This is a genomic window from Streptomyces sp. NPDC031111 (assembly GCF_055570675.1).
Genome location: NZ_JBVIGS010000008.1, coordinates 301,337 through 325,397, shown reverse-complemented (window position 1 = coordinate 325,397; position 24,061 = coordinate 301,337). Strand labels below are relative to the sequence as shown.

General features: G+C 69.8%; 20 protein-coding genes and 3 pseudogenes. 8 read left to right on the top strand and 15 right to left on the bottom strand.

All coding sequences use genetic code 11. From position 1 onward, the window contains the following. Positions 1–67: 67 nt before the first annotated feature. The 3 genes from ACZ470_RS19315 to ACZ470_RS19305 are packed head-to-tail and all read right to left on the bottom strand — an operon-like array spanning position 68 to position 3,501. A complete protein-coding gene (locus ACZ470_RS19315; RefSeq protein ID WP_468428626.1) occupies positions 68–790 on the bottom strand; it encodes a helix-turn-helix domain containing protein in 723 nt (240 codons plus the stop codon). Then, the gene (locus ACZ470_RS19310; RefSeq protein ID WP_468428625.1) at positions 790–2,877 is read right to left on the bottom strand and encodes a hypothetical protein; all 2,088 of its coding nucleotides are present in this window, start codon (positions 2,875–2,877) and stop codon (positions 790–792) included. Before ACZ470_RS19310 ends, ACZ470_RS19315 begins: the two co-directional genes overlap by 1 nt. Positions 2,878–2,904: 27 nt before the next feature. Further along, entirely contained in the window at positions 2,905–3,501 is a 597-nt protein-coding gene (locus ACZ470_RS19305; RefSeq protein WP_468428624.1) for a helix-turn-helix domain-containing protein, read from the bottom strand. Between the two features lie 418 nt (positions 3,502–3,919). Between ACZ470_RS19305 and ACZ470_RS19300 the strand changes: the two genes are divergently transcribed. Further along, positions 3,920–4,183 (top strand): hypothetical protein, encoded by a 264-nt coding sequence (locus ACZ470_RS19300; protein WP_468428622.1) that lies wholly within the window; start codon positions 3,920–3,922, stop codon positions 4,181–4,183. 244 nt (positions 4,184–4,427) lie between these two features. On the opposite strand, the gene ACZ470_RS19295 is transcribed toward ACZ470_RS19300, so the two are convergent. The 10 genes and pseudogenes from ACZ470_RS19295 to ACZ470_RS19250 all read right to left on the bottom strand — a co-directional run bounded on the left by ACZ470_RS19295 (position 4,428) and on the right by ACZ470_RS19250 (position 14,589). After that, positions 4,428–5,582 carry a hypothetical protein gene (locus tag ACZ470_RS19295; RefSeq protein ID WP_468428620.1) on the bottom strand — a complete coding sequence of 385 codons (1,155 nt, stop codon included), beginning with the start codon at positions 5,580–5,582 and terminating at the stop codon, positions 4,428–4,430. A gap of 280 nt (positions 5,583–5,862) precedes the next feature. Next, a complete protein-coding gene (locus tag ACZ470_RS19290) occupies positions 5,863–6,480 on the bottom strand; it encodes an RNA polymerase sigma factor (RefSeq protein WP_468428619.1) in 618 nt (205 codons plus the stop codon). Between the two features lie 1,138 nt (positions 6,481–7,618). After that, positions 7,619–8,005 carry a DUF6193 family natural product biosynthesis protein gene (locus tag ACZ470_RS19285; RefSeq protein WP_468428617.1) on the bottom strand — a complete coding sequence of 129 codons (387 nt, stop codon included), beginning with the start codon at positions 8,003–8,005 and terminating at the stop codon, positions 7,619–7,621. Positions 8,006–8,069: 64 nt separating this feature from the next. Next, entirely contained in the window at positions 8,070–8,948 is an 879-nt protein-coding gene (locus ACZ470_RS19280) for an MBL fold metallo-hydrolase (protein WP_468428615.1), read from the bottom strand. Positions 8,949–9,093: 145 nt separating this feature from the next. Continuing rightward, positions 9,094–9,873, bottom strand: a complete 780-nt coding sequence (locus tag ACZ470_RS19275) for a helix-turn-helix transcriptional regulator (RefSeq protein ID WP_468428614.1) — start codon at positions 9,871–9,873, stop codon at positions 9,094–9,096. Between the two features lie 31 nt (positions 9,874–9,904). After that, positions 9,905–11,608 carry an amidohydrolase gene (locus tag ACZ470_RS19270; protein ID WP_468428612.1) on the bottom strand — a complete coding sequence of 568 codons (1,704 nt, stop codon included), beginning with the start codon at positions 11,606–11,608 and terminating at the stop codon, positions 9,905–9,907. 505 nt (positions 11,609–12,113) lie between these two features. After that, positions 12,114–12,260 (bottom strand): annotated as a pseudogene (locus ACZ470_RS19265) (telomere-protecting terminal protein Tpg); the annotation flags it as partial. A gap of 513 nt (positions 12,261–12,773) precedes the next feature. Next, positions 12,774–13,250: a GNAT family N-acetyltransferase gene (locus tag ACZ470_RS19260; RefSeq protein ID WP_468428610.1), complete on the bottom strand. Its 477-nt coding sequence runs from the start codon at positions 13,248–13,250 to the stop codon at positions 12,774–12,776. Beyond that, positions 13,247–14,152 (bottom strand): annotated as a pseudogene (locus ACZ470_RS19255) (IS256 family transposase); the annotation flags it as partial. The pseudogene ACZ470_RS19255 and the gene ACZ470_RS19260, both read right to left, overlap by 4 nt. Positions 14,153–14,163: 11 nt before the next feature. Further along, entirely contained in the window at positions 14,164–14,589 is a 426-nt protein-coding gene (locus tag ACZ470_RS19250) for a hypothetical protein (RefSeq protein ID WP_468428609.1), read from the bottom strand. Between the two features lie 238 nt (positions 14,590–14,827). Here ACZ470_RS19250 and ACZ470_RS19245 point away from each other — a divergent pair, with 238 nt between their 5' ends. Then, on the top strand, positions 14,828–15,037 hold the full coding sequence (locus ACZ470_RS19245; protein WP_468428607.1) for a recombinase: 210 nt from the start codon (positions 14,828–14,830) through the stop codon (positions 15,035–15,037). A gap of 57 nt (positions 15,038–15,094) precedes the next feature. On the opposite strand, the gene ACZ470_RS19240 is transcribed toward ACZ470_RS19245, so the two are convergent. Continuing rightward, a complete protein-coding gene (locus ACZ470_RS19240) occupies positions 15,095–15,889 on the bottom strand; it encodes an SDR family NAD(P)-dependent oxidoreductase (protein WP_468428605.1) in 795 nt (264 codons plus the stop codon). Positions 15,890–15,974: 85 nt separating this feature from the next. Between ACZ470_RS19240 and ACZ470_RS19235 the strand changes: the two genes are divergently transcribed. Then, positions 15,975–16,826 (top strand): helix-turn-helix transcriptional regulator, encoded by an 852-nt coding sequence (locus ACZ470_RS19235; RefSeq protein WP_468428603.1) that lies wholly within the window; start codon positions 15,975–15,977, stop codon positions 16,824–16,826. Between the two features lie 181 nt (positions 16,827–17,007). Further along, a pseudogene (locus ACZ470_RS19230) lies at positions 17,008–17,498 on the top strand (transposase); the annotation flags it as partial. On the opposite strand, the gene ACZ470_RS19225 reads toward ACZ470_RS19230, so the two are convergent. Beyond that, a complete protein-coding gene (locus ACZ470_RS19225; protein WP_468428601.1) occupies positions 17,477–18,061 on the bottom strand; it encodes a hypothetical protein in 585 nt (194 codons plus the stop codon). The pseudogene ACZ470_RS19230 and the gene ACZ470_RS19225 overlap by 22 nt on opposite strands. A gap of 294 nt (positions 18,062–18,355) precedes the next feature. Here ACZ470_RS19225 and ACZ470_RS19220 point away from each other — a divergent pair, with 294 nt between their 5' ends. The 4 genes from ACZ470_RS19220 (at position 18,356) to ACZ470_RS19205 (ending at position 23,795) form a co-directional block, all read left to right on the top strand. Next, positions 18,356–20,557 (top strand): FUSC family protein, encoded by a 2,202-nt coding sequence (locus tag ACZ470_RS19220; protein WP_468428599.1) that lies wholly within the window; start codon positions 18,356–18,358, stop codon positions 20,555–20,557. A 394-nt stretch (positions 20,558–20,951) separates the two neighbouring features. Beyond that, complete coding sequence (locus ACZ470_RS19215) at positions 20,952–21,866, top strand: MBL fold metallo-hydrolase (protein WP_468428597.1); 915 nt, start codon at positions 20,952–20,954, stop codon at positions 21,864–21,866. Between the two features lie 23 nt (positions 21,867–21,889). After that, on the top strand, positions 21,890–23,380 hold the full coding sequence (locus tag ACZ470_RS19210; protein WP_468428595.1) for a carboxylesterase/lipase family protein: 1,491 nt from the start codon (positions 21,890–21,892) through the stop codon (positions 23,378–23,380). 28 nt (positions 23,381–23,408) lie between these two features. After that, the gene (locus ACZ470_RS19205; RefSeq protein ID WP_468428672.1) at positions 23,409–23,795 is read left to right on the top strand and encodes a Rid family detoxifying hydrolase; all 387 of its coding nucleotides are present in this window, start codon (positions 23,409–23,411) and stop codon (positions 23,793–23,795) included. Positions 23,796–24,061: the final 266 nt, after the last annotated feature.

Below are 24,061 nucleotides of genomic sequence, written 5' to 3'. Positions count from 1 at the left end.
GAGGTCTCCCACGAGCCGGGTTATCTGGTTCACGTGTGTTTGCGGGGAGTTGGCTGACGCTGAGTGGTCAGCGGGGGCGCCAGGTGCGTACTTCGAGGTGGAGGATCTGAGCGTCCGGGCGGATGCGCCCGGTTTCCACCATCCACTGATGTACGGCCGTGGTGACGTCGCCGCCGGCGGCGTCCACGCGGCGGGCGAAGTCGGCGGCGTCGAAGCCGCCGGTCTGGGCGGAGCCGTAGGAGCGTTCCTCGGTGTGGTCGGTGCGCTGGATGACGTCGCGGCGGATACCGGGTGAGTCGGTGCGGCTGCCGGAGGGGTGCAGGTAGCTGGTCTTGGCGAGGCGGACGGTGAAGGCCAGGCGCAGATTGCGGCGGGCGGCCTCGGCGATCAGGGGGCGCAGGCGGGCGGAGCCGGAGGCGATGGCCTGGGCGCCGACGCGGCCGGTTCCGGAGCCGGTGGGGGTGATCATCAGGGCTTTGGTGCGCACGCGGGCGCGGGCGCCGGAGGCGGTGGTGCGGCGGTGGGTGTGGCGGGCGGCGATGGCGGTGAGTTCGGGCAGGTCGGTGATGCCGCCGGTTTCGACGGCTGCGAGGACTTCGCGCAGGGCGGTGACGAAGGCGGCGCCTTTGTTGCGGGTGTAGAACTGCGAGACGAGGGAGGGGTCGCGGTTGATGATGCGGGCGATGTCGCGTTTGGTGTAGCCGGATTGCTGGAGTCGGTCGGCCAAGCGGGCGGCCTCGTTCAACTGATCCTGGGGGCCTGGAGCGTTACGGCGGGACCGGGGCGGCATCAGGTCTCCTGGTCGCTGGTGAGGGCGGTGCGTCCGGCATCCCGCAGGGTGAGGAGTTCCTCTTCGGTGGTGGGTGCGGGCAGGGGGCCGGTGAGCCGGCCCTTGAGGAGGTAGTCGCCGGGCTGGTGGTGGTAGGGCCAGTTCTGGGGCTGGGTGAGGTAGAGAGCGTCGGTGCGGAAGGCGATCACTGTGCCGGGCGGGGTGTGAAGGGCTCCGGCGTAGGTGTCGTCGTCGCGGTGGCGCTGGGTGAGCAGGGCGGCGCGGGCGCCGGACCAGATGGCGGCGGCCCATTCGGGGTGGGCGTTGGGATCGCGGCTGTAGCCGCTGGGGCGTTGCCAGGTGATCTGCTCGTCGTCGAAGCCGATGATTTCGGCGTCGGGCGGCACGTCGCGTTCCATGGTGCGGGGGGTGGTGCCGGTGACCATGCGGGGGCGCTGGGCGAAGGATCCGATGCCGTAGAGCAGGATGGCGCGTACCGCGCGGGAGGCGAGGTGGGCTGCGCGGGCCTGCTGGGCGTCGCCCTGGAAGTGGGCTTGGGCGGAGAGGTTGGTCCAGGTGTCTTTGAGCTTCTTGGCCCAGTCGTCGAGGGGCTTGCCGTCGTCCCACAGGATGCCGTCGAGGATTTCGATCTTCCACGGCTGCAGCGGGTTGGTCAGGGCGGCGTGGAGTTCGGGGCCGCCGGCCCAGGTGGTGAAGGTGGTGCCAGGTCGGGCGGGGTAGTGCCAGGCGCGGTCGCCGGGGGCGGGGGCGGGGAGGAGGCCGACGTGGTTCCAGGCATCGGGGACGGTCACGCGCACGTTCCAGTGGCCGCATCCGTAGAGGGCGCGGATCTGTTCCTTTTCGCTCCAGGCGGCGAAGGTGTGGGCGGTGATGCGGCGGGGGGTGCCGACCGGGGATTTCCAGGTGTGCTTGGCGTAGGCGAAGGTGCGGTCGTACTCGACGAGTTGGGGCAGCTGTTCGGGGACGCGGGGCGGGGTGATGAGTTCGTTGCGCCCCTGGCCTGCGGTGGCGTGGAGCAGACCGCGCAGTTCTTCGGACAGGACGGGGTAGCCGTCGGCGTACTGGCCGCGGGTGGGGATGGTGCGGGTCCACAGGTCGCGGCCGGTCTGGGAGGGAGAGCCCATGATGACGGCGTCGTTCCAGTGGCGGCGCAGGGCCTGCCACAGCAGCACGAAGGCGTCCCGGATGGTGGCGGGATCGTCTGCGTCGGTGTCGAACCACTCCCCCACCGAGCGGATCTCCACGTGGCTGTCGCCGTTGTCGCGCTGGTAGCGGCCGACGGGGTTGCGGGCGTGGACGAAGTGGCCGGCCATCCTGTCGCGGCCGCGGCCGGTGTCGGTGCGCCAGCCCGGGTTGGGGGCGTTCAGCCAGGCGGCGACCGCGTCGCGCAGGTAGGGGTAGCGGTCGGCGTCGCGGTGCCAGGGGTCACCGGCGGTGATGTAGATCCGCTCCACTCCCTCGGGGACGGTGTGGGAGACGGCGGTGAGGATGTCGGCGGCCGACCTGCTGCCGAGGTCGAGGTGGTGGGTCTGGTTGCGGTGGACCAGGACGCCGGTGGTGGTGTCGAGGAAGACGGTGGAGCGGGCCTGCTGGGTGAAGTTCGGGCGGGTGGAGGACAGGCCGGGTGTGTGGGCGAGCCAGGCATCGCCTGCTTCTCCTTCGGGGATGGAGGGCAGGGTCCGCGGCTCATCCGGTGCGGCCGTCACGGCCGGGGTATCGGCTGGGACAGCCTGTGGCTGCGCGGTGCGCATGGCAGGTGCCGCTGCTGCGGGCTGCGCGGCCGGTTTCGGCTCGGCGTCCTTGGGGGGCGCGTGTGGGGCGGGAGCCGGTGACTGCGCCAGGGCTTCGGTGTGTTCTTCGGTGAGGCTGTCGGGGGCCAGGGACGGGGCGAGGGTGACGACGTCGGCCACGCTCAGCCCGGCTGCCGGGGCGATCCGCTCCGCCTTCGCCTTCTCGTAGGAGGCCAGTTGGGCGATCCGCTTGTCCCGGTCGCCTTCCAGCTTCGCCAGCGCCGCCCGGGCCCTTTTGATCTGGTCCCGCACGGTGCGCAGGTCAGCGAGCGCGGTGTTGTAGCTCTGTGCGTCCATGAGGGATTCCTTGTCCGGGCCTGGCGTTCAGCCGGCGGTGCGGGTGGGAACGTAGGCGATCGCGCCGCCGGAATACGAGGCGAGCCGGGTACCGAGGAGCAGTTCGGCGAGCCTCTGGTCGTCGTCCATGCGGGAGGTGACAGTGGCCGTCGGGGTGGCAAGATCGGTGACGTAGCCGGCCAGGCGCGCGTCAGGGAAGGCGTGACGGCCCGTGTCGTTCTTCTCCCACCGTTCCAGGCCGGTCAGGACCGCTACGACGTAGCCGGACAGGGTTACGGGGAGTACTCCCCCGGCCGCGACGCTGGCTGGGTCGCAGCGCCACCAGCCGCGCAGTGCCTTGAGGAGGTCCTCGGGTGTCAGGGAGGCGGAGAATCCGAGCCAGTCGCGGTCGGGTTCGTCGGCTGGTTGCGCGGTGTCGACTCTCAGGACAGCGATCTCGTTGACGCTCAGCCGGTCCAGGGCTGCGGGCTTACGTGTGCTGAGCGCCTGCACGACGGGGAGCGGGATCATGACCCGCACGCCGCGCCGGGACAGGCCGGGCAGGAGTCCGGCCTGGACGAGTCGCCGGAAGGTGGTGATCGCGCACCCGAGCTCGTCTGCGGCCTGGCCGGTGGTCAGCAGCACATCCCACCTACAAGCGTACTTAGATATCTGATTAGGCATGCAATCTAGTGGGCGTCTGAGATGACGTCAACCCAAGGACGAGGCAACCGGTCACAGATCCCCTGCCATCCCGGGTGAACGAACGGATGCGGAACGGACGGCGCATGCACCGGCATGCAACAGTGCTGAAGCAGCGCTTCGTCATGTATCGACTAATCCGCCTCCTCGACCGTCTCCTGCGTCGCCAGCGCCCACTGGTCGCCAGCGCCGTCACCGGGTGACCGCCCGGTTCGGCGGCTGAGGCGACACGCCGCACGGCCCCTTTGGCAGGGCTGCTCAAGGACCGCTGCGTGCTCCGCCGAGGACGCCTCTCTGCCGTTCCTCACCGCGGACGAGTCCATGTGGAACTTCTTCGCACCGGAACTGCGCCGCGCCTGTCGTGCATTCCGGGAGATCCTCGAAGCGCCGGCCTTCGGGGTGGACACTGCACAAACTGGGCGGCGGCCGCGGCCCGGACCGAGGCGTCCTGCGCGCGCCGAACTGCGAGGAGGCGCCGCGGCTCGGTGTGGAGCGCGCCCTGGACGTGGCGGAGTATCCGGGCACCCGACTGTTCACCTTGTGCGGGGCCGCGCAGGAGCTGACGCGCCTCCTGCGCCGCTTCGACCGCATCGACGCCGCTACCAGCGGTGTCTGGCACTCGTAGGCGTCCTGTCGGCCTGGCCCGAAGGGTGTCGATGGGGGCGGCCGGCGTGCGCGAAGAGCAGTCGCAGGCCTCGTCCTCATGGGCGTCGGCTGTGTTCTGTCATCGACGCGTTCGGCGCAGACAGACCCGTAGCCATAGCTCCATCCCTGCTCCGACTCCGCTTGCACCATCTCCTCTGCACCCACCGGCCGACGGCAGCGGTCCTGCGGATGCCAGGGCTGCCCTTGAGTGGCGCGGGCACGCCTCAGCGCGCGGCGCTGAGCAGGAGACGTTCGATGTCGGGAAGCGTGTCCTCGCTCGGTTCGAAGGCTTTGATTGCTTGGACGGTGCGCTCGTCGAGGATGGGTGGGAGGCCTTCCAGTGCGCCGGCACGATATGTCTGCCGGTGCTCACCGTCGTCCGACCATGCGCGTCCGGACGGTCCTTCGCTGTTCGGGAGGGTGCTCAGGAGATCGTCGACGTGCTGGCTGGTGTGATGGTGCGGGTCCGGCTCGGCTGTCTGTCGTCCACTAGCGGCAGCGCCTGGTGAGGGCCTCTTGGTGCCGGACGGCTCGGCGCCATTCGTGGTCGTGGTGCGAGTTGCGTCGGCGGGTGGCACAGTTTCGTCGGTGTCCTGGCGGGTCTGGTCGACCGGGGCCATTTCTCCGGTTCGGCGTTGAGCTGAGGGTGGCGGGACCCGCAAGGTACGGCAGGCGTCGGCGGACAAGAGTACGAATACCGCTCCTGTCGGAGTGTTCTGACGGAGGTCTGTGTGCCTGTCCCATACTCCGGCCATTTGACGGCTGAGCTCGTTGCTGTGGCCTGTGCTCCAGACACGCCATGCGTCGGCGATGTCCGGGGCCTGGCACTGCAGGAGCTCGGCGAGTGAGCGGCCGACGACCGGTGCGGGCCAGGTGAAGTCCAAGAACCGTACCCATGGCGCCTCACTGTGGGAGTGAAGGTTCGTGCGGGAGAACGCGGTTTGCAGGGTGCTGAGGGTGGAGCGCACGTTGGCGGCGACGGCCCGGCCGGTGAAGGGACGAGCGCCGGCGATGATGTCGGTCAGGATCTCCACGTCCTGCTTCCTCGCGTCTGTTTGCGGGCACGTGTGCCCGCTGGAGTCGCGCTCGGTGGGGATCCGCAGACTGTCGGTCTGCAGGGTGAACTGGTCCAGCGTGTGATGGGTGCGGCCCGGGAGATGTGCTGCCAGGGCCGGGCATGCCGCGAGGTCGTTCAGCACGTCGAGCACCCTGTGCAGAGCGGATGCGTCTGCAGGCGCACCGTTGGCTGAGCAACCATCGACGAGCCAGACCCGGGTGTCATGAGCGACTGGACGAGCAGCGAGCGCTTGCAGGTACGCGGCGAGGACCGTCTTGCCTCCTCCGTTGAAGCCGGACAGCAGCGTTGTGTGCTGTTGCATGCATGGCCCACCCGGCAGGGGACGTGGTCCGGGTTCCGGCCTGGGGGCCGGCGATCGGATCGCGTGAGCGGCCAGTCCGCCTGCGGCCGTCAGGTCACCTCCCACAGGGACGCGGCGCAGCCGGTCGAGTACGGCGGCGGGATCAGTGGGAGTGAGAGACCGGGTGAAGCCGTCAACGGCAGCACGCAGATCCAGCTCCGCTGCCGGGTTTTCGTCGTTCCCGCGCGCGTCCAGGCCGGCCGTTTCGGGAATCGGCGGGCCCTGGTGTCCGCGCGTGTGGTTATCGCTCATGTGCGTCCCCCTTTCCGTGGTGTCGTGCGGCGTATCCGCTGAGCATCTGCGCCAGGCGGGCGCGGGCGTTGTGCCACGTGGCCTTTACGGTGCCCGGGGCCCGGTCGATCTCCTTGGCGATCTGTGCAATGGTCCGCTCACCGAGCAGGACCAGGGCGGCCACCTCCCGCTGCCGCGGCGGCAACTGGGCCAACGCCCTGACGAGGTCGAGGTGGGTTGTGGCCGAATGGATGGAGTCGAAGGTTAAGCCGCTGATGTAACCGGCATCGTTGATGGCCTGTGCTTCGCGGGCAGCGCGTGAGTGATGGCGGCGGGTGTCATTGAGGGCGACCTTGTACAGCCAGCTGTCCAGGCGTTGATAGCCGTGGATCGTGGGCCAGGAACGGACCGCTTTCTCGAAGGTCCGCTGAACGATGTCCTCGGCCAGGTGCGGGTCACCGGTCATCGCGGTCACCACGCGTACCAGTCTTTCGTAGTGCCCGTGTACAAGGGAAGCGAAGGCCGGGTCATCGGCGGGATGTCCGTCGGTCGCCGTAACGCGGATGTCGAGCGTCCGCGCCTGGGAGATCGTCTGTGCCACAGCAGTGGCTTCCTGCTCGCTGGTCAACCGTGGGACTCCTTCCGAGCCGTTCCACTTCGTACCCCTTCGTCAATGGGCCCGGCGCATGGTGTTGGCGCCGGGCCGGCCGCTTCTCCCCCTGGGCGCGGCCAAGCCGTGTCCCCTGCCGCCGTCCCAGGGTCTTGTGCAGACGACGGGACGGTGCGCGGTGGACTTTCTTCAAGGAGAAGCTCTCAGGGCCTCAAAAGGTTTAGCCCGACCGGAAAAGTTGTGATCCCCTGCTCCCCCATCACCCGCGCGCCGTTGCCGCGGCAGGCCGCGGCCATTGCGCAGGGGCCGCTCCCGGCATCGGCATGTCACCTGGGATTCACGGCACACCAGACGGCAATGCGGGGCGGGAGCGGGGCTGCCCGCCGAGGCCGCCACCGCTTTCGCCCCGCGCCCTTTCCAGCATCACGGCCGGGGGTCAGACGATGAGGTGATGGAAGAAGGCGACCGCGCTGGCGAACGCCGCGCATCCTGCCAGCACTCCCACGGCCGGCGGCGCACCGCCCAGACACGACAGCACCCCAGCGCCAATGCCCACCAACACGGACAGCGCCAGAACCAGCGTTGCCCGCAGAGACAGCAGCCCTTCCTGGCCACTGCCTCCCGGTCCCGTCCCTCCAACACCCGCCACGACCGCACCTCCCCTCACCGCGCACGCTCCCTGCATGCACCAGGAAAAGCCACGCAGCCCCCCAACCGGTTTAGTGAGACCACGTCGACCACGACACGAGGCCCGGCCGGATTCGCTGGCCGACCCGCCCATGTCGAGACGGTCCCGGCCACCAGCGATCCCAGCCACAGGGGCGGTGCCCGAGCCGGTCCGGGAGATCCGTCACCGGATCGGGAGCGCTCCCGGTGGGTGGCCGGGGTGAGTTCGACCTGCGGCGTCAAACGGGTAAGACCCGTCGCAGAGCACTACCGATTCAGGGTGTCTCGGATAAGTGTGGAGGCGCGGATGTGCTCAGCTCGGCATCAGTTTCCTTGTCGGCACTCGTCTCACAGGTTCTCGTCGAGTGCGGAATCAGCCGTCTCAAGAGGCAGCGGGCGGTGGCCACCAGATACGACAAACTCGTCGTCCGCCACGAAGCCACGGTGCTCATCGCAGTCCTCAACGAGTGGCTGTGAACCCCTGACTCAGTCACCCGGAGCGGGCGTCCCGCCCGCACTGTCCGTCACTGTCCACGGCCACGTTCGTCGGCAAGTGGGCCACCACAAGAGCAGCGGCTTCTTCCGACGTCGCGACCTCGCCGAGGAGGGCGGCGTAGCCGGAGGAATAGACCTTGTACGGCGGGCCGCCGTACAAGATGAAGGGGAGGTCGTCGTGGCCCGGCTCAAGCCACGGCGGGGCGCTGCGCAGGAAGTGCAGTGTTCCGTGTGTCGGGAATGGATAGAGGCCGCGCAGACGCGGCTCGGCATGTGCGGCCTCAACGACGGCAGATAGGGAGGCATGCGTGGATCCCCGGGTACCGGGCCTGCGTTCCAAGAGCCAGCACCACGCCGTCGCAACATCGGGGGCCTCAGACATGACCCCATCTTCGGCGTCCACGCGACCCGCCCACAACCGACTCAGCTCTCGCCGGCGACCGGAATCAACAGCCGCACCCTTCGCAACAAGCCCTACGTCCTGTGGCGGAAGCGGGTCTCTCGTCAGGCGTCCCCTCGCGCTCGCTTCCTCGGGCGAGGCTTCGGGCCTGGCCTTCGTGAATGTCGCTTGCCCACTCCCAGCCGGGCTTGGGCGATACGACCCGTGGGTCGCTGGAAACCCGGGCGTCGCGCAGGTCCTCCACGTACGCTCGATCCAGTTTGATCCTTGCGCGTACCTCCTCGTCCCTGGCGACGGATCCGTGTCCGGGGATGAGGACATCGACGTCGTCCGCTACGCCCTCGAGCACTGCCAGCCCGGCGAGGTAGTCCTCAATCGGGTTGTCGGTGTCGTCGAACATGGGAACGAAGACGTCGGAGAGCATGTCGCCGGCGATGAGAACTCGGCGTTCTTCGATCAACAGCGCCGCATGGCCCGGGGCATGCGCCGTATGCTCAATGATCCGCACCTTGGGGCCGTCCCAAGGAAGCTGCGCGGTTTCAGCGGGCAGACCAGTGATGAGGCCGTACAAGGCCAGTGGTGTGTCCTCGGCGATTTCCGGCGGCAGCCCCTCGGCGACGCCGGCCTTCCAGTCCGCGTTCGACAACACGTCCTGCATGAAGGCCGCGCAGCGGGCTGTGCCGTAACGAGGCGCTTCGCCAAGTTCGGCATGCCAGAGCACGTGATCCCAGTCAGGATGCGTGGAGAAGCCTGCCACCACGGGCCGGCCCAGCTCACGAAGGTCGTTCGCCAGGCAGGTCATTTCGGCGCCGGTAATCCCGGCGTCCACGAGTAGCACGCCGTCCCTGCCATGCACGACAACGGTGTTGTTCTCGAGCAACTCACTCTGGTGGATCAGTACACCCTCGGCGACCTGCTTCAGCATGGGCCTCTCCCGTTTGAAGACTGCGGCCGCGTCTTGACCCGCACTGGGTCGTTGGTCCTGCTCAAGGCGTCTTCAGTGTTGAGGTTATGTCAGCTGACGGCTCTGAGAGGGCACTTCAGGTGGGAAGAGGCTCACTGGTCCTGCCTCAACCCTCGTGTGCCGCCCTGATTCCCCAGGTGGCGGCCCGGGCGGCGGCGGCCGCGCGGTTGGGGAGGCCGAGCTTGGCGAGGATGTGCTCGATATGGGTTCCTACGGTGCGCGGTGTGATGTGCAGCCGCTCGGCGATCTCCCGGTTGGTGCGGCCGGCGGTCAGTTCGGCCAGCACCTGGAGCTCCCGTGGTGAGAGTCCGCCGGGCCGCCGTGCGTCCGCGGCGGGGTCGGCCGCGGCGAGCTCCTCGGGCGGCGGGTCTGCGCGGGTGCCGACGGCGGCGGTGAGCGCCTCGGTGAGCAGGGTGAGCACGGCGCGCGCCGGGTCGGGTGTGCGCCGCGGCCGGCGGGTGCTGACGTTCAGCATGCCGACGTACCGGCCGTCGGCGGCGAACAGGCACTGGGCCACGCCGTCCTGGATACCGAGGGGATACAGCACCTCCTTGAAGCCCGGGGATGCTGCCAGGAGCTGCCCGGGGACGTCCCTGAGCCAGAGCCCGCCTCGGGCCGGGCTGCGGAGCACGGGGAACACCGGGTCGTGGTGCAGGCGGGTCTCGATGTAGGCCGTGGCGCCGTCCGGGTAGCTCCCGGCCAGGGTGGTGTGGCGTCGGCGCAGCGGATCCCACCGGGCCAGGGAGGCGTGGTCGTACTCCATCACCTCCGACAGCGCCGCCAGGACCCTGTCGACGCCGGTCGCGCCGCTCGTGGCGCTCCTGGCGGCCTCACGGACGTGGATGGCCGCGTCCAGGATGTCCGTTGTGCTCCGCTCCGCTGCCATCCCCCAAGGATGATCATGTGCCCGGAATACGTCAATCGGGAAGGGTGTCGTGCACGATCTGCCCGTCCATGACCGTGAGGACGACGGGCATCTGAGGGATGTCGTGGGGGTCGGCGGCGAGCAGGTCGCCGTCGAGCACGCAGAGGTCGGCGGCCTTGCCCGGCTCCAGGGAGCCCTTCCAGTCGTCGGCGAAGTCCTGCCAGGCCGCGTCGATCGTGTACGTGCGGATCGCCTCGGCCAGGCCGATGCGCTGCCCGGGGCCGCTGACCCGGCCGGCGGCCTTCGACTCGCGCAGCATCATGGTGGCGACGCCCTGGCGCCAGTCCGGGAAGGTGACGGGGGCGTCGGACCCGCTCGCGACCCGCACGCCGGCGTCGATGGCGTCGCGGTAGGGCCACGCGTACGCGGCCCGTTCGGCGCCGACGAACTCCTCCTCCATGTCGGCGACGGTCCACTTGATGGTGGGGTTCATGTTGACGCCGAAGCCGTGCGCGGCCAGCACCTTCATGCTGTGCGCGGTGAGGAAGTCGCCGTGGATGAGGTAGTGGCGGGCATCAAGCCGCGGGTGTTCGGCCATGGCCGCGGCGAAGGCGTCCGCGACGGTGTCGATGGCCCGGTCGCCGGTGACGTGGACGCCCAGCTGGTGCCCGGCGGCGTGGGCATGCCGGATCATGGCGCCGATCCCGGCGGTCCGCTCGGCGTCGGTCCCGCCGCCGACGCACAGGGAGCCGCAGCCGCCGCCGGCGTACGGCTCGTGCATCCAGGCCGTCTTGTTGGGGACGATGCCGTCGGCGAAGATCTTGACCCCGTGGATCGCGAGGCGGCGCGGATCGGCGCCGCCGGACTCGCCGAGGGCGGTGAGGGTGCGGGTGAATTCCTCGGCGGTGCTCGCCATTCCGGTGGGCAGGAGCAGGACGCCGACGCGGGCGGTCAGTTCTCCGTCGGCCAGGAGCCGGCGGTAGACGTCGAGGGTCTGCGTGCCGAGCGCGCCCCGCATGATGCCGTCGCCGCCGGGGCCGAGGCCGGGCTCGGTGTAGCTGGTCACGCCGAGCCGGGCGAGCGTGGCGAGGGCCGACCTGATCGCGTCGGTCCGTTCCTGCCGGCTGAGCGGCGGAAGCGCGTTCTGGACGAGGGCCTGGGCCCCCTCGTGGAGCAGCCCGGTCGGTTCCCCGGCGCTGTCCACGACGATGGCCCCGCCGGGCGGCGCGACGGTATGCCGGTCGATCCCGGTGAGCTCCATCGCCCTGGTGTTGACCCAGGTGGCGTGCCCGGAGAAGGAGTACAGGACAACGGGGTGGTCCGGGCTCACGGCGTCGAGATCGTGCCGCGAGGGCAGCCGTGACGGATCGGAGTGGCACTCGTCGAGGTAACCGGTGTCCCAGCCGTGCCCCGTGATCCACTGCCCGCCCGCAGCCCGCCCGACGGCCTCCCGTACCGCCTCGGTCATGTCCGCGAGGGAGGACACGGCGGGATGGCCGAGGTCCAGGGAGAGCGGCGGCGTCGCCATGCCGAAAGCGCATCCGTGCAGATGGGAATCGTTGATGCCGGGCAGCAGCGTCGCCCCCCGCAGGTCGACGACGCGGGTGCCCGGTCCGACGAGCGGCGCGACGTCGTCCCGCCCGCCGACGGCGCTGATGATCCCACCGGTCACCGCCAGGGCCGAGACGACGGAGAACTCCGCATCGACCGTGACCACCCGCCCGCCAACAAACACCAGATCCGCATACACGTCCACAGAAGGTCCCTTTCGACAACTGGGCGCACCACGGCCACCCACGAACGATCTCCCGAGGACTATGGCCCCGCCCCCGCCTCCCGCACATCGGTCATCCCACCGACACACGCACCCGCAGCGGCCCGTTGACACCCCGTGGCCGGAACCGCGCCGGGCTCCGGAAGGACATGGGGAGAATCACGGTTCGCCGTGGGCGGCCCGTGGCGCAGACGCAGGCGGCGACGGCCAGGCGCACGGTCGCCGCACATGCAGCAGAGGCTCGGCCGGCGCACATCCAGCCAGGACCGGCACGACACCGTCCACCGGCTCAAGCAGAACAAGCAGTCCTACTCCCCGGCAGAAGAAGCCACTGCTCGACGCCCACGCCAACCGACCCATCCACACCGCTGACACGCGATTTCCAGGACGAGCCGAAGCATCCACACACGTCGCCAGCACACGCGCTCACTCGCTCTGTCGAATGCTCAGTCACAGGCGAGGGGCCATGCCTCACCACACCGACGCCCTACAGGTCGAACTCCAGGTGCTCGACGTCAGTGAACCGCACTACCAGGCAGTGCGCGCGGCGACCGCCGTCACGGAAGTACACCTCGCCGAGGGAGCGGTGTCCGGCCGCGGCCGGGGCTCGCGCCCGGTCGCCGGCTGCCTTCTCGCCGGGCGGGACGGGGGCGTTGAGCCGGAACCCGGCGGCAAGCAGGCCGTCCACGGGATAAGGCGGCCGCGGTCGTCTCGAGCACGGCCCCGGGCAGTCCGCTGTTCTTCCGGCGGCGTCGGACCGTCGTACGGCTCACGCCGTACTGCGTGCCGGCGCCGCAGGCCGCCCGCTGAAGTGCCCCCGGCCGGCTGCCGGCCGGCCATGCGGTCAAGAGGGCTGACCTGACACTCCGGGGAGGCCGGCGCCGAGCCCGGCAGCAGCCGACAACGCCCCCGCGCCTGAACACACCCCATCAACCGTGTGCGGGGCCTACCGGACCGGGTGCGGCCTGAGTGCCGTTCAAGCTGGGCTGCCGAGGAAGTTGCAGGTCAGCAGCCTCGGATCGGAGCCGCGCAGGTACCAGAGTTCTCCCACACCCACTGTGCCGCCTCACCTGCGCAACCTGGCGAGACCAGGAACACTCCTGCCTCAAACAGCCTGGCCAGAACCCGGTTACGGAGCGAGTCATCGTCAAGATCTGTGGATCGGGCCGGGCCGGGGCGGCGTGGTGGACATCCTGATCTTGATGTTGTTCTCGCCGTGACGATTGACTTCGTGCAGGCCCAGTCGCCGGTAGAGGGCCTGGGCCCGCTGGTTGACGACGAGGACGTCCAAGGTGAGGTCCCGGCCCTGCTGGCGGGCCTGGTGCAGGAGGCCGCGGATGAGCTGACCGCCGATGCCGTGTCCCTGGTGGTCGGGGTGGAGCTCGATCCGCGCCAGGTAGGTCTCGGCGGGCCGGTGCTCGACGTGCAGCATGCCGGCCTCCGTGCCGTCGACGGTGATGATCTGCCATCGGTCCGGAGTGAATACACGGGCGTGGAAGTCGCGTTGGGCCTGTTCGTCCCAGCCCCAGATGGCCGTGATGTAGGCGCCCATGGCGGCCTTGTGCAGCTGGAAGCAGTACTCGCTGTCCGCAGAGGTGGCCGGCCGCAGGCCGATGGCCGTCACGCCGCCCGCTCCTGGGGCCGTTCGGTCAGCCGGCCGTCTTCGAAGCGCGCTCCGGCGCGGACGAGGGCGGCGAGGTGGGGTGCGTTCACGGCCCGCCACCGCTGCCGGGCGGAGGAGACGCGCTTGAAGACCGTGGCCAGGGCGGCGGTGCGGGAGCCGGCACCGCGGGTGATTTTGGTCCGCAGCCGGACGGTGGAGAAGGTGGACTCGATGGGGTTCGTGGTGCGCAGGTGGCTCCTGTGCTCGGCCGGGTAGTCGTAGAAGGCCAGGAGCCGCTCCTGGTCGTCGGTGATCTTCTTGACGGCCTTGGGACACTTCGCTCCGCAGAGCTCGGCGAACGTCTTGACCGCCGCCTCGGCGTGGTCGCGGTCCTCGGCGTTGCAGATGTCCTGGATGGTCTTCTTCGCGCCGGGCTGCGCGTCCTTCGGCAGGGAGTCGAGCACATGTGCGGTCTTGGGCATCCAGTACCTCTGCTCGCGGGTTTCGGGCAACACCTCGGCCAGAGCCTTCCAGAAACCCGGGGCGCCGTCGCCGGCCGCCAGGACGGAGGCGCGCATGACCCGGCGGGCACAGTCGCCCGTCAGGTCGGCCCAGGACTCGGCGGACTCGCGGTAGCCGTCCTCGAGCGCCACCAGCTCCTGGAAGCCGTCGCCGCGCACCCCGATCGGCACCAGGACGCAGGCTTCGGCCTCCTCCAGGCGGACGCTGAGGCGGATGCCGCCGGCCCCCACGTACACGTAGCCGGCCTCCGCGGGATCGCGGTCCATGAACGCGGCGTGGTCGGCCTGCCACTGCTTCGTCATCCGGGTGACGGTGGCGGGCAAGAGCCCGGCCGAGCTGCCGAGGTACCGCTCCAGGGCCGGGACGAAATCGCCGCAGGACAGGCCCTGCAGGCAGAGCAGCGCACGACGGGTCACCACCGCCACCGCCACCGCCACCGGCGGACCGGAGCCGATGTGTGTCCACTGCCTTCGCGCTGGGACTCATGCCGGCGCCGACGTTCTCGGCGCAGACGGCGCCGTAACCGGTATCTGCTGATCCGCACGCCGCCTTCAGTTCCTGCGCCCAGAATGAGCAGCAGCGTGAGAAGTGCCGCCATGACCGCCTGAGACGCGCAGGCCACCGGCAGATCAGCCCACGAGAGGCCGTAGCTGATCAGCGCCGAGGATGTCGACCCCACGCCCAGTACCAGGAAGCGCCGACCCGTCTCCCCGGGAACCGGCCCTCCCTTGACAGCCCACTTCTTCATGCCTTCGACGAACCAGAAGGCAACCAGCGCCGCCACTTCGAGCCCGGACCACAGGACCGCCAGGCCAAGGTCCAGGACCCACGTCACCATGTGCACCATGCTGAAGCGGGCAGACAGCCACGCGCCTGAGTACGGCTACTCAAATCGAGCTCCCGTCAAGCCGGGACTTCACCATGTGGCCGTCCGAAGACCGCGGCAGGAGCACTGTGACGAGGCCACCTGGGCCAGGCTCCCAACACCGGGGCACACGCCCGGGGCACACGCCCGGGGCGCACGGCCCCTGACCGCCTGTATCACCTGGTCACGGCCAGGCGCCGCGCGTATCCAAGTGACCTGTCCGATTGAGCTGGAAGCCCGCTCGCCGGCCCGCCGCCGACGCGCGAGCGACGAAGGCCGGCGCGGTGAGGTCGAAGGACTCGACCTCACCTGGAGTTTCCTGCGCAGCAAGCGCGCCCGGGCCCACCGGGCCGCCGCGACAGGCACGGCGGACCTGGGACGCCCACACTGCTGCGGCACCACCCCGGCCACGGCCGCATGACCTCCGCGTCAGCGGCTGTCGGCAGTGGAGCGCGGATCAGGAACCGGGCCGCGTTTGTCAGGCGCCGGCGCCGCCGTCGACCGGGAGGATCGCGCCGGTCACGTACGAGGCCCGGTCGCTGAGCAACCACGCGGCGGCCTCGGCGATCTGCCGGGGATCGGCCATCCGCCCCAGCGGGATCTGCGCGGTCATCTGCTCGACGATGCCAGGAGTCGCCGCCTCCCAGGTGTCGATCATCTCCGTGGAGGTGCCGCCGGGGGTGATGCCGTTGACCCGGATACGGTCACCGGCCCAGTTCACCGCGGCGGTCTCGGTGAGGCTGTTGAGCGCGCGCTTCATGGCGCCGTAGGCGGGCAGGGCGGGGTTCGCGCGGCGGCTGCCGATGCTCGAGGTGTTGACGATCGCCCCGCCGCCGCCCCGCCGCATGAGCGCGGCCTCGGCGGTCATGGCGGTCCAGTGCGCGCGGAAGTTCACGGCGAACTGCTCGTCGATGTCCTGCTCGCGGGTCGTATCGACCGGGCCGAACTGCCGCTGGGGGACCGCGCCGTTGTTGAAGGCGCCGTCGAGCCGTCCGTGCAGCTCTTCGACGTGGGCGACCGCGGCGCGGATACTCGCGCTGTCGGCAAGGTCCATGGTGACGGCGTCGGCGACGCCGCCGTCGGCGCGGATCTCCTTCACGATGCGGCCGAGTGCGCCGGTGCTGCGGGCGGCGAGCACGACAGTGGCGCCCTCGGCGGCAAAAAGCCGGGCCGCGGCAGCCCCGATGCCGCGGCTGGCGCCGGTGATGAAAAGGACCTTGCCCATGAGCAGGCCGACGGGTGCGCTGCCGGTGGTGTTCGTGTCGTTCGTCATGGCAACAGCGTCCGACCGGCTGCCGGCCGGATACAGGCACAGGCTGTACCAGGATCCGCCGCCCGGCGGCGCGCACACTGGGCGTATGGACAAACAGGAACTCGGGGCATTCCTCCGCAGCCGCCGCGAACGCCTCCGCCCGCAGGACGCCGGCCTCCCCTCAGGCCCGCGACGCCGCACACCAGGTCTTCGCCGCGAGGAAGTGGCCGTCCTCGCACACATCTCCACCGAGTACTACATCCGCCTCGAGCAGGGCAGGGCGCCCCGCCCCTCGGGCGACGTCCTGGCCGCGATCGCCGGCGCGCTGCGGCTCACCGACACCGAGTCCGACCACCTCCACGTCCTCGCCGGCACCGCACCCAACCGCACCCGGCTGCACCGGCGCGACGTCCGCCCCAGCATCCTCGCCCTGCTCGAGCGGCTGCCGCAGACGGCCGCCTTCGTGATGTCCGCCGCGTTCGAAGTCCTCGCCTGGAACGACCTCGCAGCCGCCCTCATGGAAGACTTCGCCCCGCTCGCCCCGAAGGACCGCAACCTCGCCCGCCGGGCCTTCCCCGGGCCGCAGCCCGCCGATGAGACGCTCTACGGAATCCTGGACGCCGCCGAGTTCCGGCTGAGCGTCGTGATGCAACTCCACACCACCCTCGCCCGCTACCCCACCGACCCCGCGATAACCGGCCTCGTCGACGAACTCCGCGACACCAGCCGCGACTTCGCCCGGCTCTGGGACCACCACGACGTACAGGCCGCGCCGATGCTCACCAAAACCTTCAACCACCCGGCCGTCGGAGAAATCACCGTCGACTGCGACACCCTCACCCTCACAGACCGCGACCAGCACCTCGTGCTCTACAGCGCGCCACCGGGATCCCCCAGCGCCCAGGCCCTATCCCTGCTGAACATCCTCGGCACAGAAGCCCATCACTACCATCCATAGCGCGCCACCACGAGCCACCACCAGCACCATCGCCGACAGCACGACCCACCGGTCCCAGTCGGCCGGGCCCTCAACCGAGGTTGGACCGGTGATCTGTGCTTGGTCTCTGGAACCTCAGAGGCGACCAAACACCAGCAAGATCACCCGCGTGCGGAACAGATCAGGACGCGATCCGGGACCACTCGGGTCTCGGGGTGAGCTGGACTGGTCTCGCTGCGCGATCGACTCGGCGAACATGCGGGCCTTGAAAAGGGGGATCTGACAGATCCGAATCCTGTCGGCCGGGGCAAGTACGGCTCAAAGATTCACTTGATCACCGAGCGGACCGGACTGCCCGTCTCTGTCGGAATCTCGGCGGCGAACCTGCATGACAGCCAGACGCTGATCTCGCTGGTGAAGGGCATACCATCTGCGGCGATGGTTACGCGAGCGTGGCATCACCCACCGCATCGCCCGCAAGGGTGTCGAGTCCTCGCAGCGACTGGGCCGACACCGCTGGACATCGAGCGCACTATGGCCTGGCTCTCCGGCTACCGCCGGCTCCACCGCCGCTACGAACGCAAAGCCGCTCACTTCCTCGCCTTCGCGAGTATCGCCTGCACCATCATCTGCCACCGCAGACTCGAGTCCAGGAGGAGCTGCGCGGGCGCTCAGGTGTTGGCAGCCCCGTAGTGGAGGGTGCCATCTACGGGAAGCAGGTATCCGATGTCTCGCTCCTGCGGCATCTGGCCTGCCAGGGTTGCAGCGTCCGAGCAGCCGGAGACCTCGAACCCGACGACCCCCAAGCTGAAGGCCGCTCTGGTGAACGTCTCCTTGCCGATAGCAGCCAGCCAGTCGTCCATCACGTCGGATCTGAAGAAGGGCCGGCCGTCCCAGTAGGCCAGACCGGCGTTGTCCAACGCACCGACGGGGACGTAAAAGTCCAGCCAGTCACTGCTTTCATCACCGCCCCGGATAGCCACACAACCGCAGACGACCAGTTGGCCTGTCGGCAGGCGGACCTGACCGTGGAGGTGTCCGAACTCGGCCAGTGATCCAACTGTGCAGGGCACGGAATCCTGTTCCTCAGGTTCATGGTTTCTCTGCCCGAAGCACCCGTGCACGTCGGCGGCGGACCACAGAGCACTCAGGACGGCCTGGATCTGGGCATCGTCACTCGACCCGACCTCTATGGCCAACTCGTAGTAGCCACCGGACCAGTTGGTCTGGTCCCGGAAGGCGGCAGGACTCGTCATGGCGTGATCATGCGGCACAGCCCTCCTTCAAGACCACCCACATTCAGGCGCGATGCCGGACCAATTGAGATGGCTTCCTAGAGAGCAGTCACCTGACGCATACCGGACGGATTGCCGAACGGTCGAGACTGGTGACGCGGCATCGGCCCGTCGGGCCTCCGGTGCTTCCCCCTCATCGGCACTCGGTTTGCCGCGGCGACGAAGGACCCCGGGCGGACATCACGGGGGCGTCGGCTCCACGCCGTCGGCCGGCGATCGCCGCGTCCGCTCAAGGAAGGACGTACGGAGACCGTCATGGTGGCAAGGAAGACGGCGTGGCTGTGGGACCGCTTCGCCGCTGTCGATCCCGGGCTGATGCGTCTGGCCTCCGCCATGCGCGCCGTCCTCGGCGCCACCGCGTCGCTGACTGTCCTGGCGGCCCTGGGGCAGTCCGACACAGCGTTGCTGGTCGGCGGGTTCACCGCGATGGTGACCTCGCTGGCCATCAGCGACCTGCACCCGCGCAACCAGCTCATCACGCTGGGCCTCGGGGCTCCGCTGTCCCTCGCGGCCCTGACCACCGGAGCCGTGCTGACGCCGTACCCGGTCGCTGCGGGGATCGCGTTCCTGCTGCTGATCTACGTCGCCGTCCACGCCCGCCGCTACGGCGCCAGGGGGCAGGGCGTGGGCATCTTCGGCTTCATGGCCTTCTTCCTGGCCCAGTTCACCGAGGCACGAGTGGTCCAACTGCCGCAGATGGGCGCGGCCGTCCTCGTCGCGTTCGGGTCCGTCGTGGCCGTTTGCTACTGCTCGGGATTCATGACGGCGTCCCGTGTTCTCGCCCGGCTGCAGCGCACCTTCGACGGGCATCTGCGCGACGTCCTGCGGGACACGGCCGCCCTGCTCACCGCCGGACAGGACGCCGACACGCTGAGGCTGTCGTTGGAGCGCCGTCTGGACAGGCTGCACGCGGCCGTGCTCCTGATCGAGGATTTTCTCGGTGAGCGCGCGGTCGACGAGGCCACCGATGGCCAGATCCTGCGGCACGTCTCACGCGCGGAGGTGGCTGCCCAGCGGCTCACCGTACTCGCGGTCCGCGCGGCCCGTACACCACCGGCCGCCAACGATCTCGCGGAGCTGGCTGCACGGCACCAGCTCGCGGCACGGATCCGAGTTCTCCAGCGCCGGCTCACCCCGGGAACGGTCACCGCACGGGAAGACGCCCCGGCGATCCCGCCGACCGCGTCGGCGCCATTGCAGGACTGTCTCCAAGGGCTCGACGAACTGGCCGCGGCCATGCGCCCTCTCGGTCCGCGCGTCAGCTCCCCGACGTCGACCGGGACGGCTCCGCACCCGCCCGCGACACCGCGGACACGGGCCTTCAGTATCAGGCGGTACTGCGAAGCGGACTCCGAGGACCGCAGGCGAGGAACGACCCGGCAGGCCGTCCAGGTGACCGCCGCCTCCGCGCTGTCCATCCTCGGCGGTCACCTGTTGTCCCCGGACCACTGGTACTGGGCGGTCGTGGCCACCTGGGTCGTGTTCATCAACACCGAGAGCACCGGCGAGGTCCTGCTGCAAAGCGTCCGCCGGCTGGTGGGCACAGTCCTCGGCGCGGTGTTCGGCTACGGCCTCGCCACTCTGGCCGGACCCCACGGACCGCTGCTCCTGGTACTGCTGCTGCTGTGCATGTTCGGGATCTTCTACACTCCGCCCGGCGCCTACTGGGTGGTGACGTTCTTCATCACCGGCGGGCTGAGCATGCTGCTGGCGCTGCTGGACACCTTCTCGACGGACGTGCTCGTCCTGCGCGTGCAGGAGACCGCGCTGGGAGTCTCCTGCGGCGTCCTTGCCACCGTGGTCGTGGTGCCCCTCACGGTCCGCCAGGCCAGCGACGAGGAACTGGTCCACTTCCTGCTGGTCCTCAGGCGCCTCCTGGATGCGACGACACGGAGCCTGAGCACCGACACCACGACGAGCCTGATACGCGCGGCCCGTGATCTCGACCAGTCACTGGCGTCCTTCCGCAAGGCCTGTCTGCCGCTCACCCACCCGCTCAATCCCCAGCGCGGCCGTCGTGATCGCGCCCGCCACCTGCTGGAGTTGCTGGAAGCCGGGGCCTACCACGCACGGAGTCTGGCCGCCGTGGCCGGGCGCCTCCCGCAGGATGACGACACCGAATACGCCACCCAGGTCACCGTGGCGGCCGACCGTGCCCAGGAGAGGGTGACGCACCTGGTCCGCCTCGCGAGTCGTCGGCCGGGCACTGCCTCCCACTCGGCACGCCCCAAGGTCACCAGGGCACTGTCCCTGCTCTCCGGCGAACGACGCATGAGTCACGGACGACCGTCGCCGCAACGGCGCCTGCTGCTCCACATCGACCGCCTCGACCTCACCTTGACCGCGCTCGCCCAGGCCTTGGACCCGCCCGCACCGGCCGACGACGACACCATGGCTCCGTCCGCAGGCGGCGAGGTCTCCTCGCCGCCCAGCCCGGGACGAGCAGTCGCCTCCTGAGCGGTTGGTGCCGGCCGGTGATGAACCGCAGGCTGTTCCCACGCTCGCTCAGGCCGGATCAGCGCAGGGGCCGCTCTGTCCAGGTGCAGTCACGTGACGCATACCGCGCCACACCCGGCAAGACGCACCATGGCTGAGCGGGGTCGTCGCCGAACGGACGCGTACCGGGCGGCCCGTTTCCACCGACGCGGACCCCACGGTCCGATGCCCGAAACCAGCCTCGGCAGCGGGACCGCCCCGAGGCCGAGGACGCCGCGACCGCAGTCACGGCACCACCAGTGCCCGGCCCTGCAGGGGCGCAGCAGCAACTCGTACCCGTCATGAGCAGATGCTCATCCGTGTCCCGCCCGCGCCTGCGGCCCGGCACGCGGAACCGATCGAACTGGAGAGAAGCGTGGACACCATCACCCTGGGCGACGTCACCGTGACCCGTGTCTGGGAGTACTTCGGTCCTGTTGACATGACGCCCGAAGTATTCGTCCCGGAGAGCCCGGCCGAGGCGTGGGAGGAGCACCGTTCCTGGCTGGTTCCGCACTTCCTGGACGGCGAGACCAACATCGTGAATTCCGCGATCCAGACCTGGGTGCTGCGCAGCGAGGGCAAGACCATCCTGGTCGACACCGGCGTCGGCAACCACAAGGACCGGCCGTACGCGCCGGTGTGGAGCCGTCTGAACACCGACTTCCTGGGCAACCTCGCCCGCGCCGGGGTCCGCCCCGAGGACGTCGACATCGTGATCAACACGCACCTGCACATCGACCACGTCGGCTGGAACACCTACCTCGACGGCCGGTCCTGGGTACCGACGTTCCCCAACGCCACCTACCTGATGGCCAAGGCGGACTTCGACTACTGGAACCCCGCCAACGAGATCAAGACGCTGCTCGGCCGCGGCAACCAGAACGTCTTCGAGGACAGCGTCGCCCCCGTGCACGAGGCCGGCCTGACTCACCTGTGGGAGGACAGCTACCAGATCGACGGCAACCTGCGCCTCGACCTCGCACCCGGCCACACCCCCGGCTCGTCGGTACTGCGGCTGGAGTCCGGATCGGAACGGGCCATGTTCGTCGGCGACCTGATGCACAGCCCAATCCAGATCCACGAGCCCGACGCCAACAGCTGCTTCTGCGAGGACCCCGCCGAAGCCCGGGCCACCCGCCGCAAGCTCCTGGGCTCGGCGGTCGACGGCAACGCCCTCGTCTTCCCCGCGCACCTCGGCGGCTACGGCGCCGCGGAAGTCGTCCGCGAGGGAAACAAGTTCGCCATCAAGGGCTGGGCGCCCTTCGCCCCGTACACCGAGCAGGCCTGAAGGCCCGCGGAAAGACACGAGACATGAGCCACTACCCCGAACCCGTCGTGACCACCGCTCAAGGAGCCGTCCGCGGTCTGCGCCGGGACGGCACCCTCACCTTCCTGAACATCCCGTACGCCGCCCCGCCCAGCGGCGCCGGCCGCTTCGCGCCTCCACAGCCGCACGCGCCGTGGGACGGCGTACGGGACGCCACCGCGCCCGGACCCAACGCGCCACAGTCCGAACGCAAGCTCGGCAACGTGGAGATGACCCCTTACTTCGGCACTGGCTGGAGCCGGGGCGAGGACTACCTCACCGTCAACGTCTTCACGCCTGCCGTCGGCGGTGACGAACTGCCGGTCATGGTGTTCGTCCACGGCGGCGGATTCGTCGCCGGATCGACCCGGTCCACGATGTACGACGGTTCCGCCTTCGCCCGTGACGGCGTCGTCCTGGTCACCCTCAACTACCGGCTCGGCATCGCCGGGTTCCTCGACATCCCCGGCGCACCCGCCAACCGCGGCCTGCTCGACGTCGTCGCCGCGCTGCGCTGGGTGCGCGAGAACATCGCCGCCTTCGGCGGTGACCCGCACAACGTCACCCTCTTCGGCCAGTCGGCCGGGGCGACCATCGTCGGCAGCGTCCTCGCCACGCCCCAGGCCGCCGGCCTGTTCCACCGGGCGATCGTCCAGAGCGGCAGCGGCCTGGGCGCGTTCACCACCGAGCAGGCCGCCCGCGTCACCCGGACGGCGGCCGAGACCCTGGGCATCGAACCCCACGTCGACGCCTTCGCGGACATCTCCGACGAACGCCTGGTCGAGGCCGCCTCGCGCCTCACGGGCATCGATCTGCGGACCGAGACCCACCACGACCCGCTGATCGGGCTCAGCCCCTTCAGCCTCGTCCTCAACACCCAGCCCGCCGAATCCGTCGCCGCCGGCCTGAGCGCCGACGTCGACCTGCTCGTCGGCACCAACACCGAAGAGGGCAACCTCTACCTGGTCCCCGTCGGCAAGTACGCCACCTCGACGGCCGCCGACGTCGACGACGCGGCGGCGCGCTCGCACCCGGATCCGGCGCAGCTCGTCGAGACGTACCGCAAGTCCCGTCCCGAGGCGTCCTTCGCCGAGCTGCGGTCCGCCATCATGGCCGACGCCCTGTTCGGCGCGGGCAGCCGGGCCCTGGCCGGAGCCCATGCCGCCCACCCGAAGTCCGCAACCTACGCCTACGAGTTCGCCTGGCGCTCCCAGGCCCTGGATGGAGAACTCGGCGCCACCCACGCGGTCGAGCTGCCCTTCGTCTTCGGCCTCGCTGACCGGCCCGAGTTCAACGGCCCCGACGCCCTGCTCGGCCCCGACAAGCCCCCCGCAGACCTCGCCACCCGCGTACACGAGACCTGGATCCGATTCGCCAGGACCGGCGACCCCGGCTGGGACCCGTACGACACCGAGCGCCGCGCCACGATGCACATCGACGCGGAGTGGACCCAGCTCGACGACCCCCGCAGCCAGGAACGACAGGCCTGGAGCTGACGCTCCGGCCGACCCTTCTCAAGGACACATCACGACCAGAAGCGTCATATTCACCGAGAACGCACCCTCCCTGCCGGCCCCGCTGTCCCAGGGCATCCGCAAGGGCCCCGTCCTGCAGGTCTCCGGGCAGCTCCCCCTCGCCCCGGCCACCGGCGAGGTCGTCGGCACCACGGTCGCCGAGCAGACCGCGCAGGTCCTGCGCAACGTCACCGCCGTCCTCGAGGCAGGTGGCGCCAGCCTGGAGAACGTCGTGATGCTTCGCGTGTACCTCACCGACCCGGCCCACATGGCCGAGATGGACGAGGTGTACGCGGCGGCCGTCGGCGAGCCCTTCCCCGCCCGCATCACCGTCTACATGCAGCTGCCACCGGGACTGCTCGTCGAGATCGACGCCCTGGCCGTGCTGGACGACTGATCACGATGGCCGGTCGTCTGACGAGGGCGTGCACGAACCTGCGGGTTCCGCCGGTGCACCTACCCGACGCCCTGTGCGCACTGGTTGGACGACCGGCACCTCCCCGCGGGCCGCATCCCGTGCGGCGCATCCACGAGCTGGTCCTCCAGGCAGTGGGGTCGGTGCCGCCGGGCGTGCTGGAGCCGGGTGATGTGTGCGCGGCCACGGACGTGCGCGCGGGCCTGTTGAACGCCGAAATCCCAGCCCCGTCGGACACGGCCGTCCTC

Excerpts from the sequence above, each read along its gene's own strand:
- ACZ470_RS19315 (WP_468428626.1), bottom strand. The coding sequence starts at position 790 with ATGCCGCCCCGGTCCCGCCGTAACGCTCCAGGCCCCCAGGATCAGTTG.
- ACZ470_RS19310 (WP_468428625.1), bottom strand. The coding sequence starts at position 2,877 with ATGGACGCACAGAGCTACAACACCGCGCTCGCTGACCTGCGCACCGTG.
- ACZ470_RS19295 (WP_468428620.1), bottom strand. The coding sequence starts at position 5,582 with ATGCAACAGCACACAACGCTGCTGTCCGGCTTCAACGGAGGAGGCAAG.
- ACZ470_RS19285 (WP_468428617.1), bottom strand. The coding sequence starts at position 8,005 with ATGTCTGAGGCCCCCGATGTTGCGACGGCGTGGTGCTGGCTCTTGGAA.
- ACZ470_RS19280 (WP_468428615.1), bottom strand. The coding sequence starts at position 8,948 with ATGCTGAAGCAGGTCGCCGAGGGTGTACTGATCCACCAGAGTGAGTTG.
- ACZ470_RS19275 (WP_468428614.1), bottom strand. The coding sequence starts at position 9,873 with ATGGCAGCGGAGCGGAGCACAACGGACATCCTGGACGCGGCCATCCAC.
- ACZ470_RS19250 (WP_468428609.1), bottom strand. The coding sequence starts at position 14,589 with ATGGTGACGTGGGTCCTGGACCTTGGCCTGGCGGTCCTGTGGTCCGGG.
- ACZ470_RS19240 (WP_468428605.1), bottom strand. The coding sequence starts at position 15,889 with ATGACGAACGACACGAACACCACCGGCAGCGCACCCGTCGGCCTGCTC.
- ACZ470_RS19235 (WP_468428603.1), top strand. The coding sequence starts at position 15,975 with ATGGACAAACAGGAACTCGGGGCATTCCTCCGCAGCCGCCGCGAACGC.
- ACZ470_RS19225 (WP_468428601.1), bottom strand. The coding sequence starts at position 18,061 with ATGACGAGTCCTGCCGCCTTCCGGGACCAGACCAACTGGTCCGGTGGC.
- ACZ470_RS19220 (WP_468428599.1), top strand. The coding sequence starts at position 18,356 with ATGGTGGCAAGGAAGACGGCGTGGCTGTGGGACCGCTTCGCCGCTGTC.
- ACZ470_RS19210 (WP_468428595.1), top strand. The coding sequence starts at position 21,890 with ATGAGCCACTACCCCGAACCCGTCGTGACCACCGCTCAAGGAGCCGTC.